The sequence below is a fragment of the Promicromonospora sp. MS192 genome (genome assembly GCF_049532985.1).
Taxonomy (GTDB): Bacteria; Actinomycetota; Actinomycetes; order Actinomycetales; family Cellulomonadaceae; genus Promicromonospora.
Window position 1 is genome coordinate 2,996,530 of record NZ_CP186693.1, and the last position, 18,487, is coordinate 3,015,016.

Below are 18,487 nucleotides of genomic sequence, written 5' to 3' on the forward strand. Positions count from 1 at the left end.
GCTCGCCGGAAAGTGAAGATCTGTTTTCCGGCAAGCCCTGTGCGTCCGACTCTATACGTCTATTCCCGTCGCGGCTCATCGACAGCGGCCCGTGTCGCATGTTTCGTGCGGGGGTGCCGTACCGACACGTTCGCCTACTACTCTCAGCGCCCATGGGTACTGCGAGCTCACCGGGCGACGACCCCGCGCCCCGGCAGGCCGCCGCGCACGGGACGGGGCGCCGCGGCCAGGCGGCACGCGCCGTCCGCGCCCTCCTCCAGGAGCACCCCGCGTGGGTGCTGCTGCGGTCCAGGAACGCCGCGGCAGCCGTCGTCCTGCTGGACCGCAACCTCGGCGCCACCCGCCGCCGGCTGCCCGTGGAGCAGCTCGCCGACCGTGTCGACGACGACCTGCCCGAGCTCCGGCGTGCCGGGTTCGAGCTGCCCTACTCCGGCTGGTTCTACGTGTCCGAGTGGATCGACGAGGGTGTGCTGGTACGCCGCCGCGGCCCGCAGGGCCCGGGCGACGCCGGCACCGAGACCGTCGAGCTGTCCGACGGCGCCCTGCTCGCCATCCGCTTCGTCTCCCGGCTGAGCAGGCCCCATCCCGCCGTCACCCCCTCCCGGCTCGGCGCGGTGCTGGGCGGCCTGCACGCCCTGGCCGACGAGGCCGACCCCGACCCCGAGGCACGCCTCGCCTCCCTGCTGGAGCAGCGCGCCGAGCTCGACGCACGGATCGAGCGCGCCCGCCGCGGCGACTCGGCGCCCCTGCCGCCGGCCGACGCCGCCGAGCGCGCCCGTGAGCTGCTCGCGCTCGCCGGTGACATCCCCGCCGACCTGGCCCGGGTCCGCACCGAGCTGGAACGCACCGACCGCGAGCTGCGCCGCCGGCTGCTGGAGTCCGACGGCTCGCGGGACGCGTTCCTGGACGACATCTACCGCGGCGTCGACCACCTCGCCGAGTCCGAGGCGGGCCGCGGCCTGGTCGCCTTCCGCGACCTGCTGCGCCAGGCCGAGCACACGGCGCAGGACGACGTCGGGCGCGTGCTCGACACGGTCCACCTGGCACCCGCCGAGGCGTCGGCCCTGCGCCGGCTGCTGCCCACGCTCCAGGACGCCGCCGACGAGCTCACCGACACCATGGCGAACCTGCGCCGCGCGCTCCAGCGGATGGTGCGCTCCGGCGAGCTCCCGGCGGAACGCGCGCTGCGGCGCCTGCTCGGCGAGGCGCAGGACGCCGCCCTCGCCGCCGCGGCCGACGTCGCACCCGGCACCGAGATGCGCCTCACGCTGCCGCTGGGCAGCGTCGCGCCGCGGTCCGTGGGCGGGCTCGCCCCGCACAACCCGGGCGTCGAGGACGCCGAGGCACCACAGGCCGCGCCCGCGCCACCACCCCGTGCCGTCTCGCTCACCGCGCTGCGCGCCATGGCCCGCGACTCCGAGATCGACGTCGACGAGCTGCGCGGGCACGTGAACGACGTGATCGACCGGGCGGAGCGCGCCACCGTCGCCTCGGTGCTGGCCGCGCACCCGGCCACCCAGGGCGCGGCGAGCGTGGTCGGGCTGCTCACGATCGCCGAGGAGCACGGCACGACCACGGGCGGCACCGAGGACGTGAGCTGGCGGTCCGCGCGCGGCGTCACCCGCCGGACCGTCCTTCCCCAGCACCAGTTCGAGGAGCGTGTCCCGTGACAGAACCCGACCTGCCCGGACCCGCCCGGGCCGACCTCCGCGCGGCACGCCCGGGCCGGCCGGCCGGCACGACATCGTCCGCGCCGCCGGCCGGTCGCACCGGCCGGGAGCCCGACGACGCGGGGACGGCGGGCCGCCTGTGGCCCGACGACCACGGCACCCTGCCCGCTCCTGCCCGCCGCGCGCTGGCGCGGCTCGTGCGCGGTCCCTACCTCGCGGCCGAGAACGACCCCGACACGTGGCGCGCGCTGCTGACCAACGAGGACGTGGTCCGCGAGCGCCTCGCCGACCAGTACCTCGACCTGGTGGTGGACGCCGACGCGCAGGTCGCGTTCGTGCGCGACGTGCCGGCGCCGGACGCCCCGCGCGTGGTGCGCGAGGTGGCCCTCACGTTCCTGGACACGGCGCTCCTGCTGCACCTGCGCGGTCTGCTGCTGGACTCGCCGGACGGCCGGGTCGCGATCAGCCGGGACGAGGCCGCCGACCACCTGGGCGCGTACCGGCGGCGTGGGGGTGCCTCCCCGATGGACTTCTCCCGGCAGCTTGACGCGACGTGGGCGCGGCTGGTCGAGTCGGGCATGCTGGAGCCGCTCGGCGGCGACCGCGCCGCCGTCTCGCCGGTGCTGCGGACCGTGTTCGGCGCGGACCAGGTGGCAGCCCTGAGCACCGAGTACGCCCGACTGGCGAAGGAGAGCTGATGACGTCGCCGCATCCTGGACAGTGGCGCCTGGCGCGCATCGAGCTGGTGAACTGGGGCACGTTCTCCGGGCACCACGTGGTGCCGGTGCCGCGCGAGGGCTTTCTCCTGACGGGCCACTCGGGCTCGGGCAAGTCGTCGGTGGTCGATGCCGTGGCCGCCGTCCTGACGCCGCCGGAGCACCTGCGGTTCAACGCCGCCGCGGCGGGCACCGGCGCCACGGAGCGCGAGGCGGGCGACCGCGACGTCGTCTCGTACGTGCGCGGCGCGTGGCGGCACCGGACGGACGAGAGCACCGGCGAGGTGGTACCCGACCACCTGCGCCCGGGAGCCACGTGGTCGGGTGTGCTGCTGCGCTACTCCTCGGGGACGGGCGCGCCCGGCTCCGTGGTGACGCTGGTGCGCCTGTTCCACCTGACGCGCGGCTCGTCGACGCCGTCCACGCTGCACGTGGTCGTGCCGGGCGAGGCCGGCCTGCTGGACTTCGAGCGGTACGTCCGCTCCGGCCCCGACGTCGCCGGGGTGACCGCGGCATGGCCGGAGGCGACGGTGAGCGAACGGCACGGACCGTTCGCAGCGGCGTTCACGCAGGCGCTGGGCATCGGCTCCGAACAGGCGCTGGTGCTGCTGCACCGGACGCAGTCGGCGAAGAACCTGGGCAGCCTGGACGACCTGTTCCGGGGGCACATGCTGGACGAGCCCGGCACGTTCGGCCTGGCGGCCGAGGCCGTGGAGCAGTTCGCGGACGTGGCGCGCGCGTACGCCGACATCGAGACGTCGCGCCGCCAGATCGAGCACCTGAGCCGCCTGGCGGCCCTCACCAAGGCGTACGACGAGGGGTCGGCGGCCGGGGTGCGCGCCGCGACGCTGCGCGGGTCGCTGGAGACGTTCAAGGACGCCTGGAAGCTGGACCTGGCCCACGGCGCGCTGGCCGAGGCGAAGGCGGCCGAGGAGCGCGCGCAGCACCACCGCAAGGCCGCGGACACCGAGGTCGAGGTGGCCGCCAACACGCACCAGCAGGCGGTGAACGTGCTGGGCGCCCGCGGCGGGCAGGCGCTGGCCACGCAGGCCGACCGGCTGCAGCGGGCGGGCGAGATCGCGGCGCTGGTCCGCACGCGGCGCGGGGAGCTGGCCACGGACCTGGAGTCCGTCGGCATGACCATGCCCGAGACGTTCGCCGAGTTCGCGGCGCTCAAGGAGAAGGCCCGGTGGGAGCTGGGCGGCACGCGCCCGCCGGCCACGGGGGCGGTGCCGACGCTGACGGGCGCGGTGCCCGCCGTCACGACGGGCGCGACCCCTGCGGTGGCCACGGGGGCCACGCCCACGGTCGGTACCGGCGCCACCCCGGCGGTGACGGGAGCCGTCGCCACCGTGAGCCGGCAGCGGGCGCCCGAGGCGCTCGACGCGGGCATCCGCGAGGCGCTGGCCGCGCGCTCCGCCGTCGGGCTGCGGCACGAGGCCGTGGCGCAGCGGATCCAGGCGGTGCGGCAGACCCAGACGAACGTGCCGGCGGAGCTGGCCGCCGCGCGCCGGGCCGTGGCCGAGCAGGCGGGCCTCGACGTCTCCGCGCTGCCGTTCGCGGCCGAGCTGCTGCGCGTGCGGGAGGAGGACGAGCAGTGGCGCCCCGTGATCGAGGCCGTGCTGCGGCCGTTGGCCACGCTCGTCCTGGTGGCCCCGGCCCACCGGGCCGCCGTGGCCGGCGCCGTCGCGGCGGGTCCCGGCCTGCGCTACCGCGTGGTCGGTGTGCGCAACGACGCACCCCGGTCCGCCGACGACGCCTCGCTGGTGCACAAGGTCGAGGTGGCCGACGGCCCGATGGCGGGCTGGCTGCACCGGCGCCTGTCCGAGCAGTACGACTACCTGTGCGTCGACGATCCCTCGGGGCTCGACCTGCACGAACGTGCCGTGACCCGGGACGGCCTGGTCAAGCACGGACCCGAGGAGATCGAGCAGCCGGAGCTGCCCGGGGTGGAGGACTGGGCGCTCGGCTGGGACGCCGACGACCGGCTCGACCAGCTCCTGGAGCTCGCCCGCGAGACCCAGGCGCGCCTCGCGCAGGCCGACGCCGCGGTGGCCGACGCCGTCGCCGAGCAGCGGGAGGCCGTGCGGCGTCAGCTCACGCTGCGGCACGTGGCCCGGCGCGAGTGGCGCGAGGTGGACATCGAGACCGCCGAGGCCGACCTGACCGACGCGCAGGCGTCGTTCGACCGGCTGCTCGACGGCACGATGGACCTGCTCCAGGCCTCGCAGGACGTCGCGGCGGCGGAGACCCGGCTGGACCAGGCGCGGGCGGCAGCCGCCGAGGCCGCCGACGCCCTCGCCGAGGCCCGCGCCCACCGCCGGTCCCTGGAGCGCGTGGTGGCGGAGCTCGGGGACGCCCCGACCACCGCGATCCCGCTCGCGCACCGCGAGGAGCTCGAGAAGCGCTACGCGGCCGTGCGCCAGACGGTGACGCACGAGGTGATCGACGACGTCTCCCTGTCGGTGTCCCGCACGCTGGACGCGGAGCGGGAGGCCGGGCTGCGCTCGTCGGCCGCGGCCGAGCGGGAGATCGTCGGGCTGCTGTCGGAGTTCCGCCGCCGCTGGCCCGCCATCACCCGCGACCTCACCGCGCAGGTGGGTGACCGTTCGCGGTACCTCGAGGTGCTCGAACGCATCCGCACCTCCCGGCTGCCCGAGCAGGAGGCGCGGTTCGCCGACCTGCTCACCGACCAGGCCCGCCGCGCGCTGCGCAAGCTCGCGGCGGAGATCCGGCAGGCGCCCGCCACCATCCGCGAGCGGATCGTCGGCGTCAACGCCTCGCTGCGCCGCTCCCCGTTCGACACGGACCGGTACCTGGAGATCCGGGTCAAGGAGCGCCGACCCGCGGCCGTGGAGGAGTTCCTGGCCACCCTCGACACGCTCACCGCGGAGGCCGAGCCCGAGTACGAGGTGCTGGAGCGCCTGGTCCGGCGGCTCGGGTCGAGCGACCCCGCCGACCGCGCCTGGCGCGCGCTGTGCCTCGACACCCGCCGGCACGTGCACTTCACGGGCGTCGAGGTCACGGCCGGCGGCATCGCCCTGGCGGTGCACGACTCGTCCGCCGGCCTGTCGGGCGGGCAGCGCCAGAAGCTCGTGGTGTTCTGCCTGGCCGCGGCGCTGCGCTACCAGCTCGCCGGGGCATCCGACTCGGCCGCGCCCGCCTACGGCTCGATCCTGCTGGACGAGGCGTTCGACAAGGCCGACACGGCGTTCACCCGCACCGCCATGGACACGTTCGCGGCGTTCGGGTTCCACATGATCCTGGCCACGCCGCTCAAGCTGCTCCAGACCCTGGAGGACCACGTGGGCGGCATCGGCCTGGCCACGTGCCGTGAGATGCGCGAGTCGCGCGTGGACGTGGTGCTGCTGGAGACGCCGCTGCCGGACGTCGAGCCGGTCCCCTCGGCGACCCGGGGCGGGTCGGGCGGGGGGTCTGGTGTCGCGGGCGGTGGTGTCGCGGGCGGTGGTGTGGCCGGCGGTGGCGCCCCGGCAGCCGGTGTCCCGGCAGCCGGTGTCGCGGGGGCCGGTGTCGCGGGGGCCGGTGTCGCGGGGGCCGGGACCGGTTCGGGGTCCGGCGTCGGGCCGGAGGCTTCCAGAGCGGTGCCGGCGTCCGCGGAGGCCGCAGCGGCCACCCCGGCGCGCGGGCTACCGGCCGTCCCACCCCCGCCTCCCCCACCCCCGCCGGCGCCCGGGCCTGACGGCACGTCCGTGCCACGGCCGGAACCGCTGTCCGTACCGGCACCACGACGGGCTCCGGCCAACCCGGGGTCGGCAGCGGCCGCACCCGGTGCGGCACCGGCGCCCGGGCCGGCCACCCCGGTCTCGGCACCCGGACCGGTCGGCCCGACGTCGGTCTCCGCGCCGTCGGCTCCGCCGGCCGGGCCCACGCCCGCCGACCCCGCGCCCGCCGGGCCCGCGCCGGCCACCACCGGGTCGGCCACCCCCGCGCCGGCTGACCCAGCGTCGGCTGACCCGGCGTCGGCGTCCGTCACCGACGCGAACCCCGCGCCGGTGACGGAGACCGGGGCCGGCGGTGAGCCGGAACCCGACTGGTCCGTCACGGTCACGCCGTCGGACCCGGACGGCCCGCCCGCACCCCGCATGATGTCGCGCCGCCCGACCCTCTGACGCAACGCCGGGTCCACGCACCAGCCGTCCGGCTCGCCCCACCGGCGAGCCGAGTCGGACGGCTGGCCGGACCGGGCAGCTCGCACGCCGCCGGACGCGCCAGACCACCCGGACCACAAGACCACCGGACCGCAAGACTGCCGGGACGTCAGCCGCCGGCCCGGTGGTCGTCGGTCCGGCCGGCCCGCCCGTCCGCCACCCCGCGGGCGTAGGCCTCCGCCGACCCCTCGCGGAACAGGTCGTCGGCGCTGCCGCGCACCAGCACGCGCGCGCCGGGGCCGTCGTCGTCGGTCACGTGGTGCGTCATGCCGCGCACGACGGCGACCGCGCGCCCGCTCGCCTTGCCGCGGACCAGCTCCGACGCGGCGGCGATCTCGTCGACGACGGCGGTGACGGTCACGTTCAGCGGGCGACCGTGGCTGTCGGTGCTGCCGCGCAGGTCGTCGGTGGGCGCGATCCCCGCGCAGCCGATGGCGATGTCCACCAGCGCGTCGCGCCAGGGGCGCCCGGCCGTGTCGGTGACGACCACGCCGAGGCGCCGCAGGCCGAGCCGCTGGACGAGGGCCGCCCGGATGGTCCGGGCCGAGGCGTCCGGGTCCACGGGGAGCAGCAGCACCGTGCCCTCCGGGGTGTTGCTCGCGTCCACCCCTGCCGCGGCCATCACGAGGCCGAGCTTGTTCTCCACGATCCGCAGCGGGGCCTGCCCGGGCCGTTCGCGCCGGGCCACCACCCGCACGGTCTCGGCGGTGATGGCCGCCTCCCGGTCGTCGGCGGCGACCACCCGGCCTTCCGCCTTGGACACGATCTTGGAGGTCACGACGACGACGTCGCCGTCGCGTGGCCGGTCCTGGTCGTCGAGGCCGGCGAGGAGGCCGGCGACGAGCGCGCCGAGGTCGTCGCCGGGCCGGATCTCGGGCAGGCCGTCGGGGGCCCAGACACTGAGTCGTTCCACGGGACCATCCTCACACCAGCGACGGCGGGGACCGGTGCGATATCGTTCCCGGGGCAAAAGCCGAATTTGTCCGGTTCGCGAGATCTCTCGCGTCGACCGTGACCGACAGGGGGAACGTTCGTGGTGCAGGATCCGCCCTTGCGGACCTCGTCGATGCCCGAGCCCGCAGCGCTCCGGTCCGGCGAGCCACGCACGATCGGCCCGTTCCGTGTCCGGGCCCGCCTGGGCAGCGGCGGCATGGGCGACGTCTACCTCGGCACCGGCCGGCGCGGCCGGCAGGTCGCCATCAAGCTGATCCGGGGCGCCGCCCTGCACGACGACGAGTTCCGTGCCCGATTCCGGCGCGAGGTACGCGCTGTCGGCACGGTCCGCAGCCGGCACATCGCCAACCTGGTGGACGCCGATCCCGACGCCGAGCTGCCGTGGCTCGCCACCGAGTACGTCCCCGGGCCGACGCTCTCCCAGTCGCTCGCCGCGGACGGTCCCCTCGCCGAGGCCGCGGTCCTGGAGCTGGTCCGCGGCGTGGCCGAGGCGCTGCTGGCGATCCACCGCGCGAACCTGGTGCATCGTGACGTCAAGCCGGGCAACGTGATCCTCGGCCCCGACGGGCCGCGGCTGATCGACCTGGGCGTGGTCGCCACGACCGACGCGACGCGGGTGACGATGACCGGGCAACCCGTCGGCACCCCCATGTACATGGCCCCCGAGCAGGCGGCGGGCAACCGCGCGACGTCGGCCGCCGACGTCTGGGCGCTGGGCGCGCTGGCGTACTACGCGGCGACGGGCCACCACCTCTACGAGGGTGACCACCCCGCCGTGGTCCTGTACCGCGTCTCGGCGCAGGACCCGTCGTACGACGACGCGCCCGGGTACCTCCGCCCGTTCCTCGACGCGTGCCTGGTCCGCGAGCCGGAGCGCCGGCCGTCGCTGGACGCGATCCTGCGCTCGCTCGGGGTGCCCGACCAGTCGGCCCTGGCCACCCTGCCCGTGCTGGGACCGGGCCTCCTGCCGTCCACGCGACGGGACGGCCCGCTGCGCCGTCCCCGGTGGTCGCGCGTCGCACTGACCGCCGGGGCCGTGACGACGGTGCTCCTGGGCGGGACGGTGGCCGGCGTCTGGTACTCGCTGGCCGACGACGTGCGCGACGGCCCGGGCACGACCGTGACCGACGACACCGCGCCACCGCAGAGCACGTCGCCCCTGCCGTCGCAGCCGCCCGTGCCGGGCAGCCAGAGCGTGGCGATCGCCGACGGGAGCCTGGACCACCCGTGGCCGCCGGGTCACACCCTGCGGCTCGGCGACGGCTCGTGCTGGGTCGCGGGCGTGGCCGGGGTGCGAGGGCGGCAGGTCACGCTCTCGATCGCGTGCGACCGGACCGGCTCGGACAGGTGGGGCCACCCGGTGCCGCACGAGTGGTTGCGCGTCGCCGCGGTCGGGCAGGACGGGACCGTCGCGGAGGCCGTCGCCGGGAACGCGACGGCCCGGGACACGTTCTGGACGCGCGGTCCGCTGGCGGACCGGTCGGCCGTCGCGGTCACCGTCACGCTGCCCGACGTCGGGCCGCTCGCCGCCGTCGAGCTGCGGCACGAGGACGGCTACGGCGGGTACTGGTCCGCCACGGTGTGACCGTGTGGCGAGGCGAGCTCACCGCACCAGCTTGGGCAGCACCTCGCGGCCGAACGTCTCGATCCACTCGCGCTGGTTGCGCCCCACGTTGTGCAGGTAGATGCGGTCGAAGCCCAGGTCCACGTAGCGCTGGAGCGAGGCCCGGTGCTCGTCCGGGTCGGCCGACACCAGCACCCGCCCCTCGAAGTCCTCAGGGCGCACCATGCGGGCGAGCTGCGCGAAGTCGTGCGGCGACCGGATGTCGGACCGCGGGAACCGCATGCCGCCCACCGGCCACTCCGTCAGCGCGTTGGCGACGGCCTCCTCCTGCGTGGGTGCCCAGGACAGGTGGAGCTGGAGCGCCTTGGGCATCCGCGCCGGGTCACGGCCCGCCTCGCGGGCACCGTCGGCGAACCGGCTGAGCAGGGTGGACATCCGTTCCAGCGGCGCGGCCTGCGTGATCAGCCCGTCCGCCGTCCGCCCGGCGCGACGGGCCGTGACCGGGCCCGCCGTGGCGACGAGGATCTCGGGGGCGGCGTCCGGCATGGTCCACAGGCGCGTCGACTCCAGCTTGAAGTAGGTGCCCGCGTGCTTCACGTCCCGCCCGGCCAGCGAGCCGGTGAACAGCTTCCGGATGATCTCGACGGCCTCGAACATGCGGTTGATGCGTTCCGCTGCCTCGGGCCAGTAGCCGCCCACGACGTGCTCGTTGAGGGCCTCCCCCGAGCCCACTCCGAGCCAGTGCCGGCCCGGGTTCATCGCCGCCAGCGTCGCCGACGCCTGGGCCACCACGGCGGGGTGCCAGCGGAACGTCGGCGCCGTCACGGGCCCGAGGTCGCCCGTCGTGTGCTCGGCCGCCGCGGCCAGCACGTTCCACACGAAGCCCGCCTGGCCCTGCTGCGGGGTCCAGGGCTGGAAGTGGTCGGCGGCCATGACGCCGGAGAAGCCGTGCGCCTCCGCGAACGCCGCCAGCTCGACCGCCTCGCGCGGCGCGAACTGCTCCAGCATCGCGGCATACCCGATGTTCACCACGCGCCCAGCCTATGCGGCACCCCGGGCGCCCCGGCCTCGGGCTGCGCACCGGACACCGCCGTGTCGGGCGCCCAGGTCACGCCCGTGACCTGGGCGTCCGGCACGGGGTCACAGCCGGCCGTGCAGCCGGAGCGTCTGCAGGGCACCGAGCGTGACGATGCCGCGCCACTCCACGGACTGCCCCGGTGACCAGTGCAGGAAGTCGAAGTCCCAGCCGCCGTCGGCGAGCTGTTCCCCCTCGATCCGCTCCAGCTCCCCGGCGATCTGCGCCTCGGTGAACAGGGCACGGCTGGGTGTGCCGGGGCGGGGCGAGATGATCAGCGGCGTGAGCTGCTCGTCGTCCTGCCCGCCCTCCACGCGGATCGTCCCGTCCTCGCGCAGGGCCGGGCGCAGCCGCTCGACGGCGGCCGCGGCCCGGTCCGGCTCGGGCACGGCGTCGAGGAAGTCGACGGCGAACTTGACCGTGTAGCCGCCCACCGGTGCGTCGCCGTCGAGCTGCCCCCAGCACCACGCCGTGGCCGCGTCGAGCCACTCGTGCTCCACCCCCAGCTCCCAGAGGTGCGCGGCGACGGCGAACGTCAGCATGCCGCCGTCGTTCGGTTGCATCCACGGCGCCGCGGGATAGGCGGCGGCAGTCGGCAGCACGTGCGGCACGCGGCCGTCCGCGAGCGCGACGCCGGCCAGCCAGTCCGCGGTCTCGGTGGCCAGGCGTGCCACCTCGGGGTCGGCGGCGACGCCCAGCTCGGCCAGCACCGCAAGCGCGGACATCGCGCCGGAGACCTGGCTGTCGGGCCCCCGCAGATCGGGTTCGAGGGCGTGGCCCCAGCCGCCGTCGTCGTTCCGGTAGGGGCGCAGCGCGTCCAGGACGGGGGCGGCCGGCGCGCCGTCGAACAGCGTGGCGAGACGGTGCCGCTCCAGGAGCCGGGCGTCCGCGTAGACGAACCGCCGGGCCGCGTCGATGTCGATCGTCGTCGGTGTGCTCATGGTGCCGACGCTAGGCGGCGGTCAGCACGGCGTCTTCCAGGAATCGGACCGCCGTGAAGCCTGTCAGACGACGCACCTCGTCGCTCATGTGCGCCTGACTGGCGTATCCGGCCGCGAGCGCCCGCTCCGCCAGGGGCGCCGGCCCGCCGCCGATCAGCCGGCGCAGGCGGGCCACCCGCCCGAGCGTCTTGGGTCCGTACCCGACGGCGTCCACGGTGCGGCGGTGCAGGTGCCGCTCGCTGACCCCGAGGTCGGCGGCGACGCCGGAGATGCGCGCGCCGGGCAGCCCGAGCCGGCGTGCGGCGGCCGCGACCAGGCCGTCCCGTTCCGCCCTGCGCCGCAGCACCGCGCGTGCGAGCAGGTCGAGCCGGCCGGCGGGGTCCGCCGCGTCGAGCGCCTCGGCGAGTGCCGCACCGGCGCCGGGCCAGACCTGGGCGAGCGGGACGCGCTGGTCACGCACCTCCGACGCCGGGATGCCGAGGACGGCGCCTGCCGCTCCGGGCCGGAGCCGGATGCCACTGGTGCGCGACGCCGCCGGGTCGGCGGCCGCGGCGACGACGACGGGACCGGTGTCGGCGCCGACGACCACCAGCTCGCCGTCGAGCCGGACCAGGTCCACGCAGCCGTCCGGGATGACGCGCTGCTCGTGGCCCGGCGGCACGTCGTGCTCCCAGAGGCAGGCCACGACCGGCAGGAGGCCGGCCGGCGGCGCGAGCTCACGGTATGCGGTCATGGCAACCACGCTACGCGGGACCACCGACACCCCGGGTGGTGCCCGGCGGCGAGGTACGGATCCTGCGGGCCGGGGTGAATGTCAGTGGCGGGTGGCAAGGTCGTGCCATGCCCCGCCTCCCGGCTCGTCCGAGCCGCCGAACCCGCCTGCCTCGCGACCGGCGCCACGCACCGTGGCGCCGGCGTGCGCTGCGGGTCGCCGCCGTCGCGGTCCCGGCCGCGCTGCTGGCGGCCGGGGCCTCGGCGTACGCGGCGGTGGTCACGGGGCGCATGGCGGCGGACCCTGCGCGGGACACCCTGATCGCCCTCGCGGTGGTCAGCGCGGTCGTCGTCGTGCTGGACGCGGTGACGTGGCTGGTGGTGCAGCGGGCCGCGGCCCGCGCCGAGGCCACGCTGCGCACCGACCTCGCCGCGGCTGTCCTGGGACAGCCCCTGCCCGCGCTGGAGGAGCAGGCGGTGGGCGAGCTCCTGGACCGGGTCAACGGCGATCCCGAGCGGCTGACCCGAGCGATCAGCGGGATCGGCATCACGCTCGGCCAGGCAGGCATCAGCCTCGTGGTCGGCTGGGTCACCGCGGGCCTCGTCTGGTGGCCGGCGTGGATCGCGTTCCCTCTGGTCGCGGCACTGGTGCTGCTGCTCGCCCGGCGTTCGGCACGGCCTCTGCGAGAGCTGAGCCGCCGCAGCTCGGAGGCCGGCTCCGACCACATGGCGCAGTTCGAGGAGGCGGTGGCCGCGCGGGACGACCTGCGCACGGCCCACGGCCAGCGGTACGTGCTGCGCCGGTACGCCGAGCTGGCCGCCCGCCAGATCAGGTTGCGGGAGGAGTGGTCGGTCACGTTCTCCCGGGTGCGGCTGCGCACGGAGCTGCCGCTCGACGCCCTGGTGGGAGCGGTGCTCGTGGGCGGGGTGTGGGCGGTCTCCGGGGGTGCGCTCGACATCGCCCGCCTGGTCACGCTGTGGCTGCTGGTCACGGGGTTCGTGGGCCGGGTGGACGTCCTGGGCCGGCTCCTGCCGCGCGTCGAGGAGGCGATCGGCACCTTCCAGCGGGTCCGCGACCTCCTGGCCGCACCGCAGGAGCCCTCGGGTGGTGCGGGGTTCCCCGTCCGGGAGGGCGGGGTCGACGTGGAGCTGCGCGACCTGACCTTCGCGTACGGCGAGGGCTTCACGCTCGGTCCGTTGAACCTGACCGTCCCGGCTGGCACCACCTGCGCCCTGGTCGGCCGCACGGGGTCGGGCAAGACCACGCTGACCAAGACGCTGAGCCGCGCTGTCGAGCCGCCCGCCGGGACAGTGCTGCTGCACGGTCAGGACGTCACGGGCCTCGACCTGGGCGAGCTGCGTACCCGTGTGGGGGTCGTCGGGCAGCGCACCGAGATACTGGCCGCGACGCTCTCCGACAACATCACGCTCTGGGGCCCCGTCCCGCCGGAACGGGTCGAGCGGGCGATGCAGGCGCTCGGGCTGGCCGCATGGGTGGCGTCGCTCCCCGACGGCCTGGACACCCGCCTGGGGCCTGACGGCGTCACCCTATCCGCCGGCGAGGAACAGCTCGTCGCCTTCGCCCGGCTCCTGGTGCGCGACGTCGAGGTGGTCGTGCTCGACGAGGCCACCGCACGCATGGACCCGGCGACGGCGGAACGGGTCACCCTGGCGTCACGGGCGCTCCTGTCCGGGCGCACGGCGATCGTCGTGGCGCACCGGCTGACCACCGCACGGCACGCCGACGCCGTGGCGGTGCTCGACGCCGGCCGGCTCGTGGAGCACGGACCCTGGGACACGCTGGCGGCCTCCGGCGGCGCCTTCGCACGGTTGCTGACGGCGGCGGGGACCGGCGGGGGCGGAGCAGCGGACGACACGGCGACGGACGACACAACGGCGAACACGGCGGCGAGGGGCACGGGTCGGGCACTCGCCGTGCCCCTGCGCTCGGTGCAGGACATGCCGCCGGAGGGAGCGGCGCCAGCGGCCGCCGACCGTGCACCGTCCCGCACGCCCCGGGAGCGGTCGCACCTCCCCCGCCGTCCGCTGGGCCGCGCCGTGTGGAGCACGTTGCGCGCGCGGCCGTCCGGCCTGCTGCTCCCTGCCGTGGTGTGGGAGCTGACGGACTACCTCACCTCGACCGGCCTGGTCGTCGGGTGGCTGTGGGCGGCCCTCGTGGTCGACCTCGAGCAGGGCTCCGCGCCCTGGCTGCTGGCGTGCGCCGTCCTCGCGGCGGTCCTGGCCAACACCCTGCTGCCCTGGACCGTCCGGCTGACGAGCGCCCGGTGGTGGGCCGACTCGCGGCTGAGGCTGCGGCTGTCCCTGTTGCGGGGGCAGACGGCCCAGCGGCGCACCGTCCGCGACGCTCCCGGCGAGATCGCCGCGCGCGCCCAGGAGGAGTACCGCCTGACGGGACACACCCAGGCCTGGCGGGAGCTGCTCACGGCGCCGTTCACGCTGGCCCTGCTCGTCGTGCTCAGCGACAGCCTGCTGGCCGGGGCGATCGGGCTGGCGATGGCGACGGTGATGTTCGCCGCCCAGGTCCTGGGCAGCCGCTACGTCGCGGCCGCGGCCCGGCAGGCGGGCGACGCGGCCGCCGAGCTCGGCCGGCTGCTGGGATCAGCCCTGGACGCCGTGCGCACCGTCAAGCTCACGGCGGCCACGGACGGCGTGCTCGGTCAGGTGGCCCGCGTGGACGGCCGGCGCGTGGAGTCGTCGCTGCGCGAGGAACGCACCGGATTCCTCGTCGGGCTGGCCCCGTCCGTGCTGAGCCGGGCCGCCACCGTCCTGGCGTGGACGCTGCACCTGGGCGGTACGTGGTCCCTGGCCACGACGCTCCTGGTCAGCACGTCGATCGGAACGTTCAGCTGGATCGGGTACGGGCTGGGTCAGCTCGTCACGAGCGGTGCGGCCGCACGCCGCTGGGTGGACGTCACGGCCCGGTACGCCGGCACGGCACGCCTCGCGGACGTACCCGGCGACGTCGACCTGTTCACCGGCACCGTCGTGCCGGGCGGCACGCACCCCGCCCCCGTGCCGGACCGCGCCGCTCCCCTGCACGAGCTGCGCCTCCACGACGTGAGCGCCGTCCACGACGACGGCACGGTGGGCGTGCGCGGCGTGGACCTGACCGTGCGCCGCGGCGAGCTGGTGCTGGTGGTCGGACGCGTCGGCGCGGGCAAGTCGTCGCTGCTGGGGGCGCTGTCCGGTCTGGTCGACGTCGACGGACGGGTGACCTGGAACGGCACCGTCGTGGACGACCCGGAGACGTTCCTGCGCCCGCCGCGAGTGGCGCACATCGCGCAGGTGCCGCACGTCGTCTCCGGCACGCTGGCGGACAACGTGCGGCTCGACCACGACCGGCCCCTCGACGGCCCGCTCCGGTCGGCGGGACTCGACCGGGACGTCGCCGAGGCGGGCGGCACCGGGACCGTCGTGGGGCACCGCGGCCTGCGGCTCTCGGGCGGTCAGGTCCAGCGCCTCGGCCTCGCGCGGGCGCTGGCCACCGGCTCCGACCTGCTGCTCGTGGACGACGTCTCCTCGGCCCTCGACGCCGTCACCGAGGCCGAGGTGTGGGCGGGCCTGCGCCGGGCCGGCGCCACGGTGCTGGGCACGACGTCACGCACGGCGACCCTCGCCGCGGCCGACCGGGTCGTGGTGGTCGACGGCGGCCGGATGGTCGCCGTCGGGCCCTGGGCCGACCTGGCCCCGCGGTGGTCGCACCTGGCCGGCTGAGCGAGCGACCGAGCCCGGTCGAGGAGGCCTGCGCGAGCCCTCGTCTGCCCCCGCCTGACCTGTGGACGACGTGCCGCTCGGCTTGCTCGGATCTGGGACACTGGTGCGCATGAGCATTCCCGCCTCCTCCGGGCCGACGGACCCGGCTGCGACCACACCCGCACCTGACACGACACCGACCCACGCCGCCACCGCGGTACCGGGCAGCGACGTCGTACGCGCGGTGGTCAAGGCGGTACCGGACAAGGTCAGCACGGACGGCCTGGAGACGAAGTTCGACGAGCGGTGGAGCGCCGAGCGCACCTTCGCGTTCGACCGCACCAGGACCCGCGACGAGATCTACTCGATCGACACCCCGCCGCCCACGGCGTCCGGCTCCCTGCACGTGGGACACGTGTTCAGCTACACGCACACCGACATCGTGGCGCGCTACAAGCGCATGCGCGGGCTCGAGGTCTTCTACCCCATGGGCTGGGACGACAACGGCCTGCCGACCGAGCGCCGCGTGCAGAACTACTACGGCGTGCGCGTGGACCTGTCGCTGCCGTACGACCCGGACTTCACGCCGCCGTTCGAGGGCACGGACAAGAACGTCAAGGCCGCGGACCAGGTGCCGGTGAGCCGGCGCAACTTCGTCGAGCTGTGCGAGCGCCTGACGGCCGAGGACGAGAAGCAGTTCGAGGAGCTGTGGCGGCGCCTCGGCATCTCGGTGGACTGGGCCCAGACGTACCAGACCATCGGTGACTCCTCCCGTGCCACCGCGCAGCGGGCGTTCGTGCGCAACCTCCAGCGCGGCGAGGCCTACCAGGCCGAGGCCCCCGGCCTGTGGGACGTCACGTTCCAGACCGCGGTGGCGCAGGCCGAGCTGGAGGCACGCGACTACCCGGGCCACTTCCACAAGGTCGCGTTCCACAAGGCCGACGGCGAGCCCGTCTACATCGAGACCACGCGGCCGGAGCTCATCCCCGCGGCCGTCGCCCTCATCGCCCACCCGGACGACGAGCGCTACCAGCACCTGTTCGGCACCACGGTGACCTCACCGCTGTTCGGCGTCGAGGTCCCGGTGCTCGCACACCACCTGGCCGAGCCCGACAAGGGCGCCGGCATCGCGATGTGCTGCACCTTCGGCGACCTGACCGACGTCCAGTGGTGGCGCGAGCTGCAGCTCCCGACGCGGTCGATCATCAACCGCGACGGCCGCATCACGCGCGAGGTGCCGGAGTGGCTCCCCGAGGGTCCCGGCGTCGAGCTCTTCGAGACCGAGGTGGCCGGCAAGACCACGTTCAGCGCCCGCAAGGCGATCGTCGAGGCCCTTGCCGCCTCGGGCGACATGCCGACGGAGCCGGTCGCCACGCAGCGCAAGGCCAACTTCTTCGAGAAGGGCGACAAGCCCCTCGAGATCGTGACCTCGCGCCAGTGGTACATCCGCAACGGCGGCCGCGACGAGGCGCTCCGCGAGGAGCTGCTGGGCCGTGGCAAGGAGCTCGACTTCCACCCCGACTTCATGCGGGTGCGGTACGAGAACTGGGTCAACGGCCTCAACGGCGACTGGCTGGTCAGCCGCCAGCGGTTCTTCGGCGTCGCGATCCCGCTGTGGTACCCGGTGACCGCGAACGGTGAGGTCGACTACGACCACCCGATCGTGCCCGCCGAGGAGACCCTCCCGGTCGACCCGACGTCGCAGGCGCCTGCCGGGTACACCGAGGAGCAGCGCGGCCAGGCCGGGGGATTCGTCGGCGACGCCGACGTCATGGACACCTGGGCCACGTCCTCCCTGACGCCGCAGATCGTGTCGGGCTGGGAGCGCGACAACGACCTCTTCGAGCGCGTCTACCCGATGGACCTGCGCCCGCAGGGGCAGGACATCATCCGCACCTGGCTGTTCTCCACCGTGGTGCGCTCGCACCTGGAGAACAAGGTGCTGCCCTGGAAGAACGCGACCATCAGCGGTTGGATCCTCGACCCGGACCGCAAGAAGATGTCGAAGTCCAAGGGCAACGTGGTCACGCCCATGGACCTGCTCGTGGAGCACGGCTCCGACGCGGTGCGGTACTGGGCGGCCTCGGCGCGCCTGGGCACCGACGCGGCGTTCGAGATCGGCCAGATGAAGATCGGCCGCCGCCTGGCGATCAAGGTCCTCAACGCCTCGAAGTTCGCGCTGTCGTTCGGCGGCGGCGCGGGCAGCGAGATCACGCTCGACCCGGCAGCGGTCACGGTCTCCCTGGACCGCTCGATGCTCGCGGGTCTGGCCGGCGTGGTCGAGCAGGCCACGGCCGCGCTCGAGACCTACGACCACACCCGGGCGCTGGAGCTCACGGAGACGTTCTTCTGGACGTTCTGCGACGACTACCTCGAGCTCGTCAAGGACCGCGCGTACGGCGCGGGCGCGGACGCGGCGGACGTCTCCGCGGAGACGACGTCGGCCCGCACGGCGCTGGCGATCGCGCTCGACACCATGCTGCGTCTGCTGGCGCCCTACCTCCCGTTCGCCACGGAGGAGGTCTGGTCCTGGTGGCGCGAGGGTTCGGTGCACCGCGCCCCGTGGCCCGTGGCCGAGCCGCTGCGCGCGGCAGGCGGCGACGCCGACCCGGCCGACCTCGCCGCCGCAGGGCACGCCCTCGCGGCGCTGCGCAAGGTGAAGTCCGAGGCCAAGGCATCCATGCGCACGCCGATCGTGGCCGCGTCGCTGGCCGTGCCGGCCGCGTCGCTGGCCGCCGTCGAGACGGCGGTCGAGGACGTCAAGGCTGCGGGACGCGTCACCGGCCCGCTCGAGCTGGTGACCGCGACGGAGGGCCAGGGCGACCCGGCCGTCCAGGGTGGCATGGTCGTGACCTCCAGCGAGCTGGGCGAGGCTCCGCCCCGCAACAAGGGCTGATCCCCACGCGGCACCAGACGGTGCCGAAGGAGAACTGTGGCGAGGCAGAACGGGGGCCGGGACGCCGATCGGCGTCC

Annotated in this window: 10 protein-coding genes; 6 read left to right on the plus strand and 4 right to left on the minus strand. The window is 75.4% G+C overall.

Annotation, left to right across the window (positions count from 1 at the left end):
* Nucleotides 1–152: 152 nt before the first annotated feature.
* From ACO229_RS13545 to ACO229_RS13555, 3 genes are read left to right on the plus strand one after another with little or no spacing between them, the layout of a single operon-like run.
* Entirely contained in the window at nt 153–1,670 is a 1,518-nt protein-coding gene (locus ACO229_RS13545; RefSeq protein WP_423461756.1) for a DUF3375 domain-containing protein, read from the plus strand.
* Nucleotides 1,667–2,368 (plus strand): DUF4194 domain-containing protein, encoded by a 702-nt coding sequence (locus tag ACO229_RS13550; protein WP_397416232.1) that lies wholly within the window; start codon nt 1,667–1,669, stop codon nt 2,366–2,368. Before ACO229_RS13545 ends, ACO229_RS13550 begins: the two co-directional genes overlap by 4 nt.
* Nucleotides 2,368–6,516 carry an ATP-binding protein gene (locus tag ACO229_RS13555; protein WP_423461757.1) on the plus strand — a complete coding sequence of 1,383 codons (4,149 nt, stop codon included), beginning with the start codon at nt 2,368–2,370 and terminating at the stop codon, nt 6,514–6,516. Before ACO229_RS13550 ends, ACO229_RS13555 begins: the two co-directional genes overlap by 1 nt.
* A 148-nt stretch (nt 6,517–6,664) precedes the next feature.
* Here the strand turns inward: ACO229_RS13555 and cofE are convergent, their stop codons facing one another.
* Nucleotides 6,665–7,468: a coenzyme F420-0:L-glutamate ligase gene (gene cofE, locus ACO229_RS13560; protein ID WP_423461758.1), complete on the minus strand. Its 804-nt coding sequence runs from the start codon at nt 7,466–7,468 to the stop codon at nt 6,665–6,667.
* A gap of 153 nt (nt 7,469–7,621) precedes the next feature.
* Between cofE and ACO229_RS13565 the strand changes: the two genes are divergently transcribed.
* The gene (locus ACO229_RS13565; RefSeq protein ID WP_423461759.1) at nt 7,622–9,094 is read left to right on the plus strand and encodes a serine/threonine-protein kinase; all 1,473 of its coding nucleotides are present in this window, start codon (nt 7,622–7,624) and stop codon (nt 9,092–9,094) included.
* 18 nt (nt 9,095–9,112) lie between these two features.
* On the opposite strand, the gene ACO229_RS13570 is transcribed toward ACO229_RS13565, so the two are convergent.
* The 3 genes from ACO229_RS13570 to ACO229_RS13580 form a co-directional block, all read right to left on the minus strand.
* Nucleotides 9,113–10,105: a TIGR03557 family F420-dependent LLM class oxidoreductase gene (locus tag ACO229_RS13570; protein WP_423461760.1), complete on the minus strand. Its 993-nt coding sequence runs from the start codon at nt 10,103–10,105 to the stop codon at nt 9,113–9,115.
* A gap of 108 nt (nt 10,106–10,213) precedes the next feature.
* Complete coding sequence (locus tag ACO229_RS13575; protein ID WP_423461761.1) at nt 10,214–11,089, minus strand: hypothetical protein; 876 nt, start codon at nt 11,087–11,089, stop codon at nt 10,214–10,216.
* A 10-nt stretch (nt 11,090–11,099) separates the two neighbouring features.
* On the minus strand, nt 11,100–11,822 hold the full coding sequence (locus ACO229_RS13580) for a DUF6597 domain-containing transcriptional factor (RefSeq protein WP_423461762.1): 723 nt from the start codon (nt 11,820–11,822) through the stop codon (nt 11,100–11,102).
* 107 nt (nt 11,823–11,929) lie between these two features.
* Here ACO229_RS13580 and ACO229_RS13585 point away from each other — a divergent pair, with 107 nt between their 5' ends.
* Entirely contained in the window at nt 11,930–15,535 is a 3,606-nt protein-coding gene (locus ACO229_RS13585) for an ATP-binding cassette domain-containing protein (RefSeq protein ID WP_423461763.1), read from the plus strand.
* Between the two features lie 109 nt (nt 15,536–15,644).
* Complete coding sequence (gene valS / locus ACO229_RS13590; RefSeq protein WP_397416250.1) at nt 15,645–18,410, plus strand: valine--tRNA ligase; 2,766 nt, start codon at nt 15,645–15,647, stop codon at nt 18,408–18,410.
* Nucleotides 18,411–18,487: the final 77 nt, after the last annotated feature.

Excerpts from the sequence above, each read along its gene's own strand:
- ACO229_RS13575 (WP_423461761.1), bottom strand. The coding sequence starts at position 11,089 with ATGAGCACACCGACGACGATCGACATCGACGCGGCCCGGCGGTTCGTC.
- valS (WP_397416250.1), top strand. The coding sequence starts at position 15,645 with ATGAGCATTCCCGCCTCCTCCGGGCCGACGGACCCGGCTGCGACCACA.
- ACO229_RS13585 (WP_423461763.1), top strand. The coding sequence starts at position 11,930 with ATGCCCCGCCTCCCGGCTCGTCCGAGCCGCCGAACCCGCCTGCCTCGC.
- ACO229_RS13580 (WP_423461762.1), bottom strand. The coding sequence starts at position 11,822 with ATGACCGCATACCGTGAGCTCGCGCCGCCGGCCGGCCTCCTGCCGGTC.
- ACO229_RS13555 (WP_423461757.1), top strand. The coding sequence starts at position 2,368 with ATGACGTCGCCGCATCCTGGACAGTGGCGCCTGGCGCGCATCGAGCTG.
- ACO229_RS13545 (WP_423461756.1), top strand. The coding sequence starts at position 153 with ATGGGTACTGCGAGCTCACCGGGCGACGACCCCGCGCCCCGGCAGGCC.
- ACO229_RS13565 (WP_423461759.1), top strand. The coding sequence starts at position 7,622 with ATGCCCGAGCCCGCAGCGCTCCGGTCCGGCGAGCCACGCACGATCGGC.